This window comes from Rhizobium sp. M10 (assembly GCF_002531955.1).
Lineage (GTDB): Bacteria > Pseudomonadota > Alphaproteobacteria > Rhizobiales > Rhizobiaceae > Rhizobium > Rhizobium etli_C.
Genome location: NZ_NWTA01000009.1, coordinates 54,902 through 70,397 on the forward strand (window position 1 = coordinate 54,902; position 15,496 = coordinate 70,397).

Below are 15,496 nucleotides of genomic sequence, written 5' to 3' on the forward strand. Positions count from 1 at the left end.
CAGGCGGCCTTCGTTCCCGTCAGACGCGCATCGGCATCAGCACGTAAAGGGCATCGTCGCCGGCCGTGTCGCGGATCAGCGTCGGGGAGCCGGCATCGGCCAGCAGGAAGATCGCTTCCTCGCCGGAAAGCTGCGCGGTGATGTCGAGCAAGTATTTGGCATTGAAGCCGATTTCCATCGCATCCGTGTCGTAGCCGACGGCGACTTCTTCCGTGGCGCTGCCGGAATCGGGATTGTTGACGGTGAGCATCAGCTGCCCCTCGGACAGCGCCAGCTTCACGGCGCGGCCGCGCTCGGATGAAATCGTCGAGACGCGGTCGACGGCCTGGGCGAAGCTCGTGCAGTCGACGCGCATTTCCTTGTCGTTGCCGGTCGGGATGACGCGCTGATAGTCCGGGAAGGTGCCGTCGATCAGCTTCGAGGTCAGCACGATCGAGCCGATCGTCATGCGGATCTTGGCGTCGGAAACTTCGACGGTGACGATCGCTTCCGGATTGTCGACCAGCTTCTGCAGTTCCCCGACCGTCTTGCGCGGAATGATGATGCCGGGCATGCCCTCGGAGCCGGCGGGCGCATCGACATCGGCGCGCGCCAGCCGGTGGCCGTCGGTCGCCACCGCCCTGAGCTTCAGCTCGCCCTTGCTCTCGATCGTGTGGAAGAAGATGCCGTTGAGGTAATACCGCGTCTCTTCCGTCGAAATCGCGAACTGGGTGCGGTCGATCAGCATCTTCAGATCGCTCGCCTTCAGCTTGAAGGAATGGGTGAAGGTGCCGGCGGTCAGATCCGGGAAATCGGATTCCGGCAGGCATTGCAGCGAGAATTTCGAGCGGCCGGACTGCACCGTCATCGAGCCGCCGTCGGTGCTGGTCGCCAGCAGCACTTCCGAGCCGTCCGAAAGTTTGCGCACGATATCGTAGAGAAGATGGGCGGGAACGGTGGTGGCGCCGGCCTGCTCGACGCTGGCAGGTGTCGCCTCGGTGATCTCGAGGTCGAGGTCGGTCGCCTTCATGTCGAGGTTCTGGCCGTCGGCCTTGAGCAGTACGTTGGACAGGATCGGGATCGTATTGCGACGTTCGACCACGCGGTGGACGTGGTTCAGCGATTTCAACAGGTTTGACCGCTCAATAGTAATACGCATGGGATGCTACCGCTTTCGACCGTGACTGTCCGGGCGCATCGAGCACCCGAAGAATGCTTTCCCGATTGAGGTCGGGGGAGTGGACGGGCAAAATGGCAGACTTCAGCACCGGTTTGCAAGAGGCATGGGCGGTGGAAGGCCCGCATTTCAGGTTTTCCGGAGCAATCCTCACAGAAATCCGAACCCTTGCCGAAGCGGTGCGGCTCGCCCATAAAGGTTCCCCCATAAGGGTTCGACGACGGCGGGACGAAAGTAAACGGCATGAGCGAGGAAACGACGGCGGAGGCGGCCACGCGGCGAAGCTTCCGCCTGCACAATATGGCGGTGCCGGCGCGGCCGCTGGAGCCGGCGCTCTATCTCGTCGCCACGCCGATCGGCAATCTCGGCGACATCACGCTGCGCGCGCTGGAAACGCTGGCCGGCGCCGACGTTCTCGCCTGCGAAGATACGCGCGTCACCCGCGTTCTGCTCGACCGCTACGGCATCCAGAACCGCCCTTTCGCCTATCACGAGCACAATGCCGATGAGGCGGGGCCGCGGCTCCTCCAGGCGCTGGAGGCCGGCCGGTCGGTGGCGCTGGTGTCGGATGCCGGCACGCCTTTGGTTTCCGACCCCGGCTACCGGCTGGCGCAGCAGGCGATCGCCGCCGGTTATCGTGTCGTCCCCATCCCCGGCGCCTCGGCGCCGCTTGCAGCCCTTGTCGGCTCCGGCCTGCCGAACGACGCCTTCCTTTTCGCCGGTTTTCTGCCGGCCAAGGATAAGGCCCGCCGCGACCGCCTCGGCGAACTTGCCGCAGCCCCCGCGACGCTGATCTTCTTTGAATCGCCGCATCGCATCGGCGCCACGCTTCTCGCTGCCGCCGATGTGCTGGGCGCCACGCGGCCGGCCTCCGTCTGCCGCGAGCTGACCAAGACCTATGAGGAATTCCGCCGCGGCACGCTGGCCGAGCTCGCCGCCCATTACCAGGAGGTGGACAACGTCAAGGGCGAGATCGTTCTCGTCGTCGGTCCGCCGCAGCCGGTGGAAACGCCGGAGGCCGACGTCGAGGCGGTGCTGGCGGATCTCTCGAAGTCGATGCCGACGGCAAAGGCCGCCACCGAGGCCGCCCGTCTCACCGGCCTGCCGCGCAAGGTGCTCTATCAGCGCCTCTTGGAAATGAAGGGCGCCGATGGGCGATAACGACCTCACCGCCATCAGAAGAAAGGCGCTGCGCCGCGGCCTGATGTCGGAGTATGTCGCCGCCGTCTTCCTGATGTTGAAAGGCTATCGCATCCTGGCGCTGCGCCACCGCACCCGGCTCGGCGAGATCGATATCGTCGCCCGCAAGGGCGATCTCGCCGTCTTCGTCGAGGTCAAGGCCCGCCATGGCGAGGCGGCGGCCGTCGACGCCGTCTCCGCTGCCGCGCAGAAGCGGATACGGGCGGCAAGTGATCTCTGGCTCGCCCGCCAGGCCGATCAGGCCCGTCTTTCCCAGCGCTACGATATTGTCGCGGTCACGCCCGGCCGTCTGCCGCGCCATTTTCAGGACGCTTTTTAGTCATTCCCAGTCCGGCGGGCTTTCGGATCGTTAAAATTTTAGTTCCGGTTTGAACCAGCTTCTTACGACTCTCTGCTATCGCAATCGCAATGCATGTCGCCCGGAAGTGCGCCGCGGTTCCGGGATAACGACATGCATAAAAACAAAGATCTTTAGGGGTAATGATTGGGGGTTGTTTCATGGCCTGGAAGCTGATGTTTGCAAGTGCGGTCGCCATGGCCGTGCGTTCGGTGCCTTATGCCGTGGCGAAGCCGGCCGGGAAATCCTTCATCGCGCATGCAAGCGACCTGCTGCCGCTGAAATCCACGCCGATCAATCCCGACTGGATCGTCAGCGGCAACCCGCAAGCGCGCACCGCCGAACATTCGCGCGGCCATGACGAGGCCTCGCTGACGGCGATCTGGGACTGCACGGCGGGCGAATTCCGCTGGTATTTCGGCTGGGACGAGACGGTGATGATCCTCGAAGGCGAGGTCCATATCACCGCCGAGGACGGCACCGAACGAACCTTGTGCGCCGGCGACGTCGCCTTTTTCGCCGGCGGAACCTGGGCAAGCTGGCGGGTCGACAATTACGTCCGCAAGGTCGCCTTCCTGCGCAAGCCCTTCCCGAAGCCCCTGGCGATCGCCTATCGCCTGCGCAACCTGCTGCGCAACAACGGCAACCAGGGGATCGCCGCCTGACCAATGGTGGCGGCGGCAGGCCTTGATTGACCGTTGCGTTTGATACCGGGCCGACCTACATCTGTCCGGCATTCAGCGAGGGACGGAAATGGCCAAGATCACCAATGTAGCGGTCCAGATGGATCATGTCGCCGGCATCAATATCGCAGGTGACTCCACCTTCGCCATGAGCCTGGAAGCCCAGGCGCGCGGCTACCGGCTCTTCCATTACACCCCCGACCGGCTGAGCTTCCGCGACGGCAAGCTCTTTGCCAGCGTCGAGCCGATGCTGCTGCGCGACGTCAAGGGCGATCACTTCGAGCTCGGCGCGCCCGAGCGTGTCGATCTCTCCACCATGGATGTGGTGCTGCTGCGCCAGGATCCGCCCTTCGACATGGCCTATATCACCTCGACGCATCTGCTCGAGCGCATCCACCCGAAGACGCTCGTCGTCAACGATCCTGCCTGGGTGCGCAATTCGCCGGAGAAGATCTTCGTCACCGAATTTTCCGACCTGATGCCGAAGACGTTGATCACCAAGGACCCGGCCGAAATCCGCCGCTTCCGCGACGAGATGGGCGACATCATCCTGAAGCCGCTCTACGGCAATGGCGGCGCTGGCGTCTTCCATTCGACCCGCGACGACCGCAATCTCTCCTCGCTGCTGGAGATGTTCGGCCAGATGTTCCGCGAGCCCTTCATCGCCCAGCAATATCTGCCCGACGTGCGCAAGGGCGACAAGCGCATCATCCTGGTCGACGGCGAATTCGCCGGCGCCATCAACCGCGTCCCGGCCGAGCATGACAGCCGCTCCAACATGCATGTCGGCGGCCGCGCCGAGGCGACCGAGCTGACGCCGCGCGAAAAGGAAATCTGCGAACGGATCGGCCCGGCATTGCGTGAGCGCGGCTTCCTGCTCGTCGGCATCGACGTGATCGGCGATTACATGACCGAGATCAACGTCACCTCGCCGACCGGCATCCGCGAGGTCAAGAAGTTCGGCGGCGCCGATATCGCAGCCCTGCTCTGGGATGCGATCGAGCGCAAGCGCGGCTGAGCCTGCGGCTCCAGCCCCACGCCTGCTGTGACCGGGTACAACCCCGGTCACCATTCATATCCGAAAACGTTCCTTTATCGTTCTTGTTTTATTCCTGCTTCCGTGCCAGATTGCAACCGGTGGCCCTGAACGGTTGCGGGCGGTATAAGAGTTTGCGGGCAGGGGATGGGCATATGGTCGCGCGTGTCAGTACGGTGGCATTCCAGGGCATAGAAGGAGTGCCGGTCGAGGTCCAGGTCATGATCGCGCCCGGCAAGATCGGCATGCAGATCGTCGGCCTGCCCGACAAGGCGGTGGCCGAAAGCCGCGAGCGGGTGCAGGCCGCCCTTCACGCCTCCGGCCTGGCGCTGCCGGCCAAGCGGGTGACCGTCAATCTGGCGCCGGCAGACCTGCCGAAAGAAGGCTCGCACTTCGACCTGCCGATCGCACTGGCCTTGATGGCGGCGCTCGGCGCCATTCCCGCCGATGCGCTGTCGGATTATGTTGTCGTCGGCGAGCTCAATCTCGACGGCACGATCGCCGCCATTGCAGGCGCGCTGCCGGCCGCCATCGGCGCCAATGCGCTTGGCAAGGGGCTGATCTGCCCGGCCGAAAGCGGCGCCGAGGCCGCTTGGGCCGGCGCCGACGTTAATATCCTCGCCCCGCGCAGCCTGATTGCCCTTGCCAATCATTTCCGCGGCACCCAGGTACTGTCGCGGCCGGAGGCGTCGATCCGCGCCAATGCCGCCAACCTGCCGGATCTTGCCGAGATCAAGGGCCAGGAAAGCGCCAAGCGCGCCCTCGAAGTGGCGGCCGCCGGCGGCCATAATCTGTTGATGGTCGGGCCTCCCGGCTCCGGCAAATCGATGCTGGCGGCAAGGCTGCCGTCGATCCTGCCGCCGCTTTCGGCGGCCGAGCTGCTTGAGGTGTCGATGGTCCATTCGATCGCCGGTGAGCTTTCCGGCGGCAAGCTCTCCGATCGCCGGCCCTTCCGCACCCCGCATCATTCCGCCACCATGGCGGCGCTGGTCGGCGGCGGCATCCGCGCCCGGCCCGGCGAAGCCTCGCTTGCCCATCACGGCGTGCTCTTCCTCGACGAGTTTCCGGAATTCACGCCACAGGCGCTCGATGCGCTGCGCCAGCCGCTCGAAGGCGGCGAATGCGTCATTGCCCGCGCCAATCACCGCGTCTCCTATCCGGCGAAATTCCAGCTGATCGCCGCAATGAACCCCTGCCGCTGCGGCATGGCCGGCGAGCCCGGCCACACCTGCGTCCGCGGCCCGCGCTGCATGAGCGACTACCAGGCCCGCATCTCCGGCCCGCTGATGGACCGCATCGATATCCGCATCGACGTGCCCGCCGTCTCCGCCGCCGATCTGATCCGCCCGATGGCGGCTGAAGCGAGCGCCGACGTCGCCCGCCGCGTCGCCCGCGCCCGCGAATTCCAGCAAGAGCGCTTCGAGGCCGCTGGCGCCAAAGGCATCGGCACCAACGCCCGCTGCTCCACCGCCATGATCGAGAAACTCGCCGAACCCGACGCCGGCGGCCTGCAGCTCTTGCGCGACGCCGCCGAAAAAATGAAATTCTCCGCTCGCGGCTATCACCGCGTCCTCAAGGTCGCCCGCACCCTGGCCGACCTCGACGACAAACCGACGGTCGGCCGCCTGCATCTGGCTGAGGCGATTTCTTACAGGATTGCCGGGGAGAGGCTGACGGCGGCGGCGTGAGAAGAAGCGCGGATGCGCGCAGATATTTTGACGCATTGGTCCTCAGGGCCACTCACCAATCTGCCGAGCGCGCTGGTGCTGATGGTCGCCCTCAGCGAAATTCCAGCTGCCTCGGACGATGAAGCATCCCTCTGTGTTGATTATCCGTTAGGGGTAAAGGCCTCTCCTCATTTCGTCGCACTTTACAATATTAGCTCCGGCTGAAAAAATTTCGGGAAGAATGTCTGTCCGTTCGACATGGTCGGTCGGAGGCGACGGATGAGAAAGGCTACCGGGGATGTAGATGAGTAACGAATATCCGGGCTCAAATGCCAACCCATTGGAGGTTCTAGACTTGGCGAATGCCTACTCTCGCGCTTCCAAACTCCTATTCAGGAAGGGTCAGAAGCAAATTGCACTATCCATTGCCCCGGCTCGAATGTGCGCCATTCACGCTATCGAACTCTACTTAAATGCCTTCCTGCGCCATGAGGGCGTTGCTCCAGAGGATATACGAGGACGGCTGCACGACCTCGCGGAGCCAACGTTCGTTGACAAACTCAAACTGAGAAAAAAGACCGCCCAGCATCTCGAGGCAATGACAGCAAAGCGTGAGTACCTCATTTCGCGCTATGCTCCGGAGCGGACGAGCGAGCACACCGAGCTGACGCGTTTGACCGCGACGCTGGCGGAAGTCATGGCGAAGGTTGGCAAACACTTGCATTCAACGAGCTCAGGTGGACATCGACCATCGTCATTGCGGACTACCACAGAACTTTCGTCCCACTTCGGTTGGAACGCAGGTGACGGCACAAAAGAAAGGGCGCCGAAGCGCCCCGATATTCTGCAGGATAAATTGCCGGCGGAATCGTCCGGCCCCAGCCACCTTTAGCTCCCCAGCCCCTCAAACAATGCCGTCGAGAGATAGCGCTCAGCAAAGGACGGGATGATCACGACGATGTTCTTGCCGGCATTCTCCGGACGGACGCCGACCTTGATCGCTGCGGTCAGTGCCGCACCCGAGGAGATGCCGACCGGCACGCCTTCCAGCCTGGCGACCAGGCGCGCCTGTTCGAAGGCCTCGTCGTTGGTGACGGTGACGACCTCGTCGTAGATGCCGGTGTCGAGGATTTTTGGGGCGAAACCGGCGCCGATGCCCTGGATTTTGTGCGGGCCGGGATTGCCGCCGGAGAGGATAGGGGAATCGGCGGGCTCGACGGCGATGATCTGGATTTCGGGCTTATGGCTTTTCAGCACCTGGCCGACGCCGGTGATGGTGCCGCCGGTGCCGATGCCGGAGACGAGGATGTCGACCGTGCCGTCGGTGTCGTTCCAGATTTCCTCGGCGGTCGTCTTGCGGTGGATTTCGGGATTGGCGGGGTTTTCGAACTGCTGCGGAATGATGGCGTCGGGAAGCGATTCCGCCAGCTCCTCGGCCTTGGCGATCGCGCCCTTCATGCCCTTGGCGCCCTCGGTCAGCACCAGCTCGGCGCCGAGCAGCGCCAGCATCTTGCGGCGCTCGACCGACATGGTTTCCGGCATGGTGAGGATCAGCCGGTAGCCCTTGGCGGCGGCGGCAAAGGCGAGCGCGATGCCGGTGTTGCCGGAGGTCGGCTCGATCAGCACGGACTTGCCGGGGGTGATCCTGCCCTGCGCTTCCAGGCTTTCGATCATCGCCACGCCGATGCGGTCCTTGACCGAGGCGATCGGGTTGAAGAATTCGAGCTTGCCGATCAGGTTGGCCACCACGCCCTTTTCCCGCGCCAGCTTGTCGAAGCGCACGAGCGGCGTGTTGCCGATGGTCTCGGTGATCGAGGAATAGATGCGGCCGCGGCCGGGCTTGTGCGACATGGGTGCCTCCCTTTGGACTTCGGTCCCTGAAATCGAAAGGAGAATAGGGGCAAAGGCCGAATGAGGCCAGCCCACGTTGATGCCGGCGGAGCCGGAGGCGGAGAAAAAAAGCTTTGAAAACCGTTTCTTGGCGGATGTTTATTTCAGGCCGCCCGCGTGGCGATGAAGGCGGCGGTGCCGGCCAGGATGCCGGCCGCAACCCGGTTCAGCGTCTGCAGGGCGCGCGGCTGTTTCAGCATCGTGCGGGCCCGCGAGGCGAGCAGCATATAGGGCACGAGCACGGCAATCAGCACGACGAAGGTGACGGCAAGCAGCATCGCATAGTCGCTGAGGCTGATATTGCCGATATCGATCAGCGTCGGCGCCAGCGCGACATAGAAGAGCATGGTCTTTGGATTGCCGAGCGTCACCAGCAGACCGGAGAGGAAGGACAGGCCGATATTGCTGGATTTCTTCGCCGCGATGTCCTGCGGCAGCAGCCCCGCCGTCCAGAGTTTCCAGGCAATATAGGCGAGATAGAGGGCACCGGCGATCTTGATGACGAGGAAGACCTCGGTAAAAGTCTGCGCCACGAAGGCAAGGCCGAGAATGACGGCGGTGAGATAGGTCATGTCGCCGAGCACCAGGCCGAGCCCCATGAAGAAGGTCTCGCGGAAATTTGAGCCGAGCGCGCGGGCGACGATGGCGGTAATCCCGGGTCCGGGAATGGCGGCTGCGATGAACAGCGCTCCGGCATAGGCGAGCAAGGCGGCAAGGCTCATGTGTGGCTCCTTTTTCCCGGTGTTTTATATCCGGTCAGCCTTGCCATCAATCGGCCGGCGTTGATGGGTCCATCACCAGAAGAAATGCCTGCCGCCCTGTGCCTGCCTTCCTCTGGTCAGCCCTGAAGCGCCCGCGGCCGCAGCCAGCGCGGCGTCCAGCCGAGGTTCATGCCGGCCGCGGCAAGCAGGATGATGGCGGCGCCCGCGATCTGCATCGGCTGCAGCGCGTGGCCGAAGGCCAGCCGGTCGACGAGGATCGCGGCGATCGGATAGAGGAAGGACAAGGCCCCGGTCAGATGCGTCGGCAGCCGCTGGATGGCGCCGTAGAGCAGCACATACATCAGCCCGGTATGGACGACGCCGATGGAAACGAGGATCGCCCAGCTTCCGGCATCCTGAGGCGGCTGCGAAAAATCCGTGATCGGCGCCAGCATCAGCATGCCGGTTACGACCTGGATCAGCGCGATCAGATGCGGCGGCGTGCCCTTCAGCCATTTGGCGGCAAGCGCTGCCAGCGCGTAGAAGAAAGCCGCGCCCAGCGCCATCAGGATGCCGAGGCCGTAGCTCTCGAACGTATCGCCGCTTCCGCCCGGTTTTGCCTGGACGATCGCCATCATGCCGGCAAAGGCGAGCGTCAGCCAGAACAGCTTGGCGGCGGTGATCTTCTCGCCGAGAAACAGCGCGCCGAGCACCAGCAGCATGAAGGGCTGGGTGTTGTAGACGGTGGTGGCGATCGAGATCGTCGCATGCGAATAGGAGGCGAAGAGCAGCAGCCAGTTGACGACGATGGCGATGCCGCCGAAAACGGCGATGGCGAAGGTGCGCAGCGAGAGGATGCCCGGCCGCAGCAGCCCGAGCGCGCCGCAGATGACAAGCAGGGTGAGGGCGCCGAACAGGCAGCGCCAGAAAACGACGCCGCTGACCGGCTGGCCCGACATGACGACGAACCAGCCGATCGTCCCCGAGATCAGCATCGCTGCCGTCATCTCCGCCGTGCCTCTTTTGATATCGCCGCTCATGATCGCCTCCGTTTTGCTGGGGTGATAATATTGCGGCGACAAGCGAAATTATATAAGGATAAAAATGGACTTCATCGCTGCAGCCTAATAATAAAAGGGAAAGACGCGGTCATGCCTAACGATGCCCAGCCGCTTGATGAAATCGATCAGGCCATTCTCGAAGCGCTGGCCGGCAATGCCCGGATCTCGCTGAAGGAGCTGGCACAGCAGGTGGGGCTTTCCTCGCCGAGTGCTGCCGAGCGCCTGCGCCGGCTGGAGGAGCGCGGCGTCATCAAGGCCTTCACCATCGATCTCGATCCCGCCGCGGTCGGCTATCCCCTGCAGGCGATCGTCCGCGTGCGGCCGCTGCCGGGGCAGTTGCATATCGTCGAGCGCCTCATTCAGGAAATTCCTGAAATCGTCGAATGCGACAAGGTGACCGGCGAGGATTGTTTTATCGCCCGCCTGGTCATCCGCTCGATGGCGGAACTCGACGGCCTCCTGGACAGGGTCGCCGAACGCGCCGAGACCAACACCGCGATGATCAAAGCCTCGCCGGTCAAGCGCCGCCTGCCGCCGCTGTCACGTGGGAAATAGATCGACGAAACAGCTTAGAAATCCGCCATCGGCGAGAGCATCGCCGGAGAATGCGGGGCGGCGTCGCCGAGCCCGCGCAGCATCAGCACCGTGCCGCTTTCAAACAGCTGCGGCGCGCCCGTCCAGCCGAGCTTGTCGGGACGGAAGAGCACTTCGACGGTCGCCGAGGCAATGTCGAGGCCGCCGAGAATCGCGGCAAGCGACGGGATCTCCGCTGCCACGACATCGAGAAGGCTGAAGCGGCCTGTCCCATCCATCTTCCAGGCGATGACGGCCTGGCAGCCTTCCAGGAAGCTGATGCGGACATCGGGATCGAGCTGCGTGTTAATGAGAAACATCGCCGCATTTGCGGTCACCGAGAGCGTCGTCGAAACCGGGCTGCGTGCTTTCAGCAGCACTTGCAGCAGGGCGAGATCGTCCGCATTCGCCGGCAAAAGCGGCCGAGCGGGTGTGGCGCCAATCGCGGGGGCAGGTGCCGTTCCCTCATATCGGTTCAGTGGTATCGCGCGAAATCCGTAAGCTTCGTAGAGCGACGGCTTATCGGTGTAGAGGATGACGGCTTCGAAGCCCTGCCGCTCGCACCAGTCGAGCGCCTTCACCGTCAGATCGCGATAAAGCCCGCGGCCGCGCCACTGCGGCCGCACCGCGCCGGATTGCAGCCCGGCGGCATGGACGATCCTGCCATTGAGGACGAAGGGGAGCGCAAAGGCCGAGAGATTGGCCGCAAGCTCGCCCTCGGCATCGAACCAGCCGAACGGCATGCTGGTGGGATCGGGACCGCCAAGCTGCTGCAGCGGACCGATATCGATGCCGAAAATATCCTGGAGCAGGCGGACAAGCGCCGCCCATCCGGCGGCATCGCCGAAATAATCCTGCCGGAAGGTCAGGCCCGCGCTGTCGGGGCGCTTCGTCATCACACGCCGGTGGAGCCGAAGCCGCCTGCGCCGCGTGCGGTTTCGCTTGCCGCGGTGATCTCGGCCACTCGCGCCTGGGTCACCGGCGCGATCACCATCTGGGCAATGCGCATGCCGCGCTCGATAACAAAAGCCTCTTCGCCGAGATTGGCGAGCAGCACCTTCACCTCGCCGCGATAGTCGCTGTCGACGGTGCCGGGTGAATTCAGGCAGGTGATGCCGTGCTTGAAGGCAAGGCCGGAGCGCGGCCGCACCTGGCCTTCGAACCCTTCGGGGATCTCGAAGATGAAGCCGGTCGGCACCAGCGCCCGTTTGCCGGGCGCAAGCGTCAGCGGCGCATCCGCGTCGACGGCGGCGCGCAGGTCCATGCCGGCCGCTCCCTTGCTTTCATAGGCGGGCAGGTCGAGGCCTTCGCCATTGGCCAGGCGGATGAGGTTCAGCGTCGGGCGCGTGTCGTGATGAATGGTCATGGCCCATTACTTTGCGCCCGCAGCGCCGAGGTCAATTGCAATGCCGGGCTTTAATCGTTAGATACGCGGCAATTCCACAGGATTCATAGTATGGCCGAAAGTCTCGCCGAGGCGGTCTCCCGCCGCCGCACATTCGCTATTATCGCCCACCCGGACGCGGGCAAGACGACGCTCACCGAAAAGCTGCTGCTGTTCGGCGGCGCCATTCAGCTTGCCGGCGAAGTCAAGGCGAAGAAGGATCGCATGCAGACGCGTTCCGACTGGATGAAGATCGAGCGCGAGCGCGGCATCTCCGTCGTCACCTCGGTGATGACCTTCGAATATAACGACAATGTCTTCAACATCCTCGACACGCCCGGTCACGAGGATTTCGCCGACGACACCTATCGCACGCTGACGGCCGTCGACGCCGCGGTCATGGTCATCGATGCCGCCAAGGGCATCGAGCCGCGCACGCTGAAACTCTTCGAAGTCTGCCGTATGCGCGATATCCCGATCATCACCTTCATCAACAAGATGGACCGCGAAAGCCGCGATCCCTTCGAGATTCTCGACGAGGTGGAGGAGAAGCTGGCGCTGGATACGGCGCCGATCACCTGGCCGATCGGCCGCTCGAAGACCTTCTGCGGCTCCTATCATCTCGCCAACAGCACCGCCCGCGGCTCCGACACCGAAGTCGAGACCACGCCGGTCAATGGTCCGCGGACGGTCGCCGACAGGCTGCCGGAAAACGAACGCCAGGCCTTCATCGATGAGACCGAGCTCGCCATCGAGGCCTGCCGCCCCTTCGACCGCGACTCCTTCCTGGAAGGCCATATGACGCCGGTCTTCTTCGGCTCGGCGCTGCGCAATTTCGGCGTTCGCGACCTGATCAACGCGCTCGGCGAATTCGCGCCGCCGCCGCGCGACCAGGTGGCCGATACCAGGACGGTGCACGCGACCGACGACAAGATGACGGCCTTCGTCTTCAAGATCCAGGCCAACATGGATCCGAACCACCGCGACCGCATCGCCTTTGCCCGCATCTGCTCCGGCAAGCTCGAACGCGGCATGAAGGCGCGGCTCGCCCGCACCGGCAAGCAGCTCGGCCTGACGGCGCCGCAATTCTTCTTCGCCTCGCAGCGCCAGCTCGCCGATACCGCCTATGCCGGCGACGTCGTCGGCATTCCCAATCACGGGACGCTGCGCATCGGCGATACGCTGACCGAGGGCGAATCGCTGGTCTTCCAGGGCGTGCCGAACTTCTCGCCTGAGATCCTGCGGCGCGTGCGCCTGGAAGACGCGATGAAGGCGAAGAAGCTCAAGGAGGCGCTGCAGCAGATGGCCGAGGAAGGCGTTGTCCAGCTGTTTTCGCCGGAAGACGGCTCGCCGGCGATCGTCGGCGTCGTCGGCGCCCTGCAGCTCGACGTCTTGAAGGAGCGGCTGATGGCCGAATACGGCCTGCCGGTCTCCTTCGAAATGTCGCGTTTCTCCGTCTGCCGCTGGATCTCCGCCGATCAATCGGCCGATCTCGAAAAATTCCTCACCGTCAAACGCGGCGATATCGCCCGCGATCTCGACGGCGATCCCGTCTTCCTCGCCCAGGACGCCTTCTCGCTGCGTTACGAGGCAGAGCGCTATCCGGCGATCAAGATGGTCGCCATCAAGGAATATCACGCCGCCAAGGCGGCGTGATCATCATCCGGTCAGCCGTTCCGCCAGGAAATCGACGACGGCGCGCACCGCCGGCAGTTGGCCGCGCCGATGCGGCATCAGGATCGTCGTCTCGATGCTGCCGGCCGTCCATTCCGGCAGCACCCGCACCAGCCGCTCTTCGGCCAGCGCCTTCCGGCAGACCGATGTCGGAAGGCAGGTGATGCCGAGCCCGGCCACCGCCGTTTCCATCAGCACATAGGGCTCATCCGCCGCCATGACCGACTGCAGTGTGACGAGAGCCTCGTCGCCGCCATCGGAGGTGAGCCGCCATTGATTTTCCGTCAGGCTGGTCAAGATCGTTGCATGCTCCGCCAGCTCCTCCGGCCGGCGCGGTTGCCCATGGGCGCTGATATAGTCGGGCGAAGCGAGAATGAAGAAAGGGTGGCGGGCGAGCTTGCGCTGCACCAGCGCCGAATCCGGCAGGGGCGCACGATGGCTTCGCAGTGCGATGTCGAAGCCTTCCTGCACGATGTCGACGAAACGGTCCGTCACGTGCACGGAGAGCCGGAGCTTCGGATAGCGGGCCGCCAGCGCCGGCAGATGCTCCGTCAGGGTGAACTGCGCCGTCGGCACCGAGGCCGTCAGGCGAACGCTGCCGGCAGGTTCGGCCAGATGCCGCCGCACGATGCCCTCGGCCATGTCAGCCTCGATGATCGAGGCCTGGGCATGCTGAAAGAATTCGCGCCCGAGCTCGGTCAGCGCGAAGCTGCGTGACGTGCGCTGGATCAGCCGCACGCCGAGCCGCCGCTCCAGCTCCGCGACCCGCTTGCTGACCGTCGATTTCGGCATGCCGAGATGTCTCGCGGCGGCGGTAAAACTGCCGCTGTCGACGGCCTGGACGAAGAGATGCAGATCGTTGAGGTTGAAAAGCGCCATTGCCATCTTCCAGATATGTGGACATTGCGATGCAATTATAGCCTCTACCGCATGATCGTCCACATCTTCACATTGATCCTGTCCAAACGGGTTCAATTCTAAAAGGAACGACTGATGTCACCCATATTGTTTTACGGCGTGCCGGAGGGCTGCTCCTTCGGCTCGATCGTCGCGCTGGAATGGTCCGGCCTGCCTTATCGGCTCTGCCGCGTCGAGATGCCGGAAGTGGTTTCCACCGATGAATACAAGCAGATCAATACAGTCGGCGAGACGCCGTCGCTGCTGCTCGAGGATGGCAGGACGATCTGCGAAAGCATGGCGATCCTCAACCATATCGGCGCCCGTGCGATTGGCAGCGGTCTGGGCTTTGCGCAGGGGTCGGAGGATTTCGATCGTCAGAACCAGATGCTTGCCTTCCTCAACACCAGTTTCTTCGCAGCCTTCGGCCCGCTCTGGTATGCGTTGGAACACCCGCTGGAGCCGCAGCAGAAACAGGCGCTTACGGCCTACGGCACCGCCGCGGTCGAAAAGGCGCATCATACGCTGGAGCATCTGCTTGCTGGCCGCGAATGGCTTCTCGGCAACGGCCCGAGCCTGGCCGATGCCTATTTCGTCGGCATCGCCCGCTGGAACGATTTTCACAAGGTCGTCAACCGCAGCCAGTTTCCCGGCCTGCATCGCCTCTATGAGCGTATGCAGCAGGAGCCGGCCGTGCGCTTCGCCCATGCGATCGAGCATCGGCAGGAAGCGAAAAGCAGCGGCGCTTTCCTCGGTGAAGTCGATCTGGCCGAAGCTCTCGGCCGATTGAAGCAGGCGGCCTGAATCGTGTGGCCATCGCAGCTTCGGGTGCGATGGCCATGGCCCTCAGCCGGCGGCAACGATCTCGATTTCGACGAGCCAGTCGTCGCGCAACGTTTCGACGATGATCGCCGTGGTCGGCACGGCGCGGCCGCCAAGCGCCCGGAGGCGGGCATTCTGGTTTGCCTCGACGAAGGCGCCGTCGCGGAGATAGCTCGTCAGCCGCACGATATTGTCCACCGTCATATCGGCCGAGGCGAGGATGGTGCCGAGGTTGGACCAGATGAGATCCAGCTGCCCTTCAAGGCCGTCCGCCGCCATTCCCCTTTCATCGAGGCCCATCGTGCCGCTGACGAAGAGCAGCCTGGCGGGATGTCTGACCTCTAGCGCATGGATGTAATCGGGGCTTGCCGGGTAGATCCCGCGTGCCGGATTGTGCTCGATTGTCTCCATCAGT

Annotated in this window: 18 protein-coding genes; 10 read left to right on the top strand and 8 right to left on the bottom strand. The window is 63.8% G+C overall.

Annotation, left to right across the window (positions count from 1 at the left end; translation table 11 throughout):
- Positions 1 to 19 precede the first annotated feature (19 nt).
- Complete coding sequence (gene dnaN / locus CO671_RS16350) at positions 20 to 1,138, bottom strand: DNA polymerase III subunit beta (RefSeq protein ID WP_097606796.1); 1,119 nt, start codon at positions 1,136 to 1,138, stop codon at positions 20 to 22.
- A gap of 261 nt (positions 1,139 to 1,399) precedes the next feature.
- On the opposite strand from dnaN, the gene rsmI reads away from it, so the two are divergent.
- The 7 genes from rsmI to CO671_RS16390 all read left to right on the top strand — a co-directional run bounded on the left by rsmI (position 1,400) and on the right by CO671_RS16390 (position 6,971).
- On the top strand, positions 1,400 to 2,317 hold the full coding sequence (gene rsmI, locus CO671_RS16360) for a 16S rRNA (cytidine(1402)-2'-O)-methyltransferase (protein ID WP_097606797.1): 918 nt from the start codon (positions 1,400 to 1,402) through the stop codon (positions 2,315 to 2,317).
- Positions 2,307 to 2,675: a YraN family protein gene (locus CO671_RS16365; protein WP_097606798.1), complete on the top strand. Its 369-nt coding sequence runs from the start codon at positions 2,307 to 2,309 to the stop codon at positions 2,673 to 2,675. The genes rsmI and CO671_RS16365 overlap by 11 nt, the downstream gene beginning before the upstream one ends.
- A gap of 179 nt (positions 2,676 to 2,854) precedes the next feature.
- Positions 2,855 to 3,358: a cupin domain-containing protein gene (locus CO671_RS16370; protein ID WP_097606799.1), complete on the top strand. Its 504-nt coding sequence runs from the start codon at positions 2,855 to 2,857 to the stop codon at positions 3,356 to 3,358.
- An 88-nt stretch (positions 3,359 to 3,446) separates the two neighbouring features.
- Entirely contained in the window at positions 3,447 to 4,394 is a 948-nt protein-coding gene (gene gshB / locus CO671_RS16375; protein ID WP_097606800.1) for a glutathione synthase, read from the top strand.
- Between the two features lie 173 nt (positions 4,395 to 4,567).
- Complete coding sequence (locus tag CO671_RS16380; protein ID WP_097606801.1) at positions 4,568 to 6,100, top strand: YifB family Mg chelatase-like AAA ATPase; 1,533 nt, start codon at positions 4,568 to 4,570, stop codon at positions 6,098 to 6,100.
- Positions 6,101 to 6,112: 12 nt separating this feature from the next.
- Complete coding sequence (locus tag CO671_RS16385) at positions 6,113 to 6,304, top strand: hypothetical protein (RefSeq protein WP_097606802.1); 192 nt, start codon at positions 6,113 to 6,115, stop codon at positions 6,302 to 6,304.
- 79 nt (positions 6,305 to 6,383) lie between these two features.
- The gene (locus CO671_RS16390; protein WP_097606803.1) at positions 6,384 to 6,971 is read left to right on the top strand and encodes a hypothetical protein; all 588 of its coding nucleotides are present in this window, start codon (positions 6,384 to 6,386) and stop codon (positions 6,969 to 6,971) included.
- Here the strand turns inward: CO671_RS16390 and cysK are convergent.
- The 3 genes from cysK to CO671_RS16405 form a co-directional block, all read right to left on the bottom strand.
- Positions 6,968 to 7,930 (bottom strand): cysteine synthase A, encoded by a 963-nt coding sequence (gene cysK, locus CO671_RS16395; protein WP_097606804.1) that lies wholly within the window; start codon positions 7,928 to 7,930, stop codon positions 6,968 to 6,970. The two genes, CO671_RS16390 and cysK, sit on opposite strands and share 4 nt — an antisense overlap.
- 143 nt (positions 7,931 to 8,073) lie before the next feature.
- Positions 8,074 to 8,691 (bottom strand): LysE family translocator, encoded by a 618-nt coding sequence (locus tag CO671_RS16400; protein WP_097606805.1) that lies wholly within the window; start codon positions 8,689 to 8,691, stop codon positions 8,074 to 8,076.
- Positions 8,692 to 8,807: 116 nt separating this feature from the next.
- Entirely contained in the window at positions 8,808 to 9,710 is a 903-nt protein-coding gene (locus tag CO671_RS16405; RefSeq protein ID WP_097606806.1) for a DMT family transporter, read from the bottom strand.
- Positions 9,711 to 9,821: 111 nt separating this feature from the next.
- On the opposite strand from CO671_RS16405, the gene CO671_RS16410 reads away from it, so the two are divergent.
- A complete protein-coding gene (locus CO671_RS16410) occupies positions 9,822 to 10,286 on the top strand; it encodes an Lrp/AsnC family transcriptional regulator (protein WP_009996823.1) in 465 nt (154 codons plus the stop codon).
- Between the two features lie 14 nt (positions 10,287 to 10,300).
- Here CO671_RS16410 and CO671_RS16415 read toward each other — a convergent pair whose 3' ends face one another.
- Both CO671_RS16415 and dut read right to left on the bottom strand, forming a co-directional pair.
- A complete protein-coding gene (locus tag CO671_RS16415; protein ID WP_097606807.1) occupies positions 10,301 to 11,200 on the bottom strand; it encodes a GNAT family N-acetyltransferase in 900 nt (299 codons plus the stop codon).
- Positions 11,200 to 11,670 carry a dUTP diphosphatase gene (gene dut, locus CO671_RS16420; RefSeq protein WP_097606808.1) on the bottom strand — a complete coding sequence of 157 codons (471 nt, stop codon included), beginning with the start codon at positions 11,668 to 11,670 and terminating at the stop codon, positions 11,200 to 11,202. Before dut ends, CO671_RS16415 begins: the two co-directional genes overlap by 1 nt.
- 90 nt (positions 11,671 to 11,760) lie before the next feature.
- On the opposite strand from dut, the gene CO671_RS16425 reads away from it, so the two are divergent.
- Positions 11,761 to 13,344, top strand: a complete 1,584-nt coding sequence (locus CO671_RS16425) for a peptide chain release factor 3 (protein WP_097606809.1) — start codon at positions 11,761 to 11,763, stop codon at positions 13,342 to 13,344.
- Positions 13,345 to 13,347: 3 nt separating this feature from the next.
- Here the strand turns inward: CO671_RS16425 and CO671_RS16430 are convergent, their stop codons facing one another.
- Positions 13,348 to 14,241 (bottom strand): LysR substrate-binding domain-containing protein, encoded by an 894-nt coding sequence (locus CO671_RS16430; RefSeq protein WP_097606810.1) that lies wholly within the window; start codon positions 14,239 to 14,241, stop codon positions 13,348 to 13,350.
- Between the two features lie 114 nt (positions 14,242 to 14,355).
- On the opposite strand from CO671_RS16430, the gene CO671_RS16435 reads away from it, so the two are divergent.
- Positions 14,356 to 15,063, top strand: a complete 708-nt coding sequence (locus CO671_RS16435) for a glutathione S-transferase family protein (protein ID WP_097606811.1) — start codon at positions 14,356 to 14,358, stop codon at positions 15,061 to 15,063.
- A gap of 42 nt (positions 15,064 to 15,105) precedes the next feature.
- Here CO671_RS16435 and CO671_RS16440 read toward each other — a convergent pair whose 3' ends face one another.
- Entirely contained in the window at positions 15,106 to 15,492 is a 387-nt protein-coding gene (locus tag CO671_RS16440) for a RidA family protein (protein WP_097606812.1), read from the bottom strand.
- Between the last annotated feature and the right edge of the window lie 4 nt (positions 15,493 to 15,496).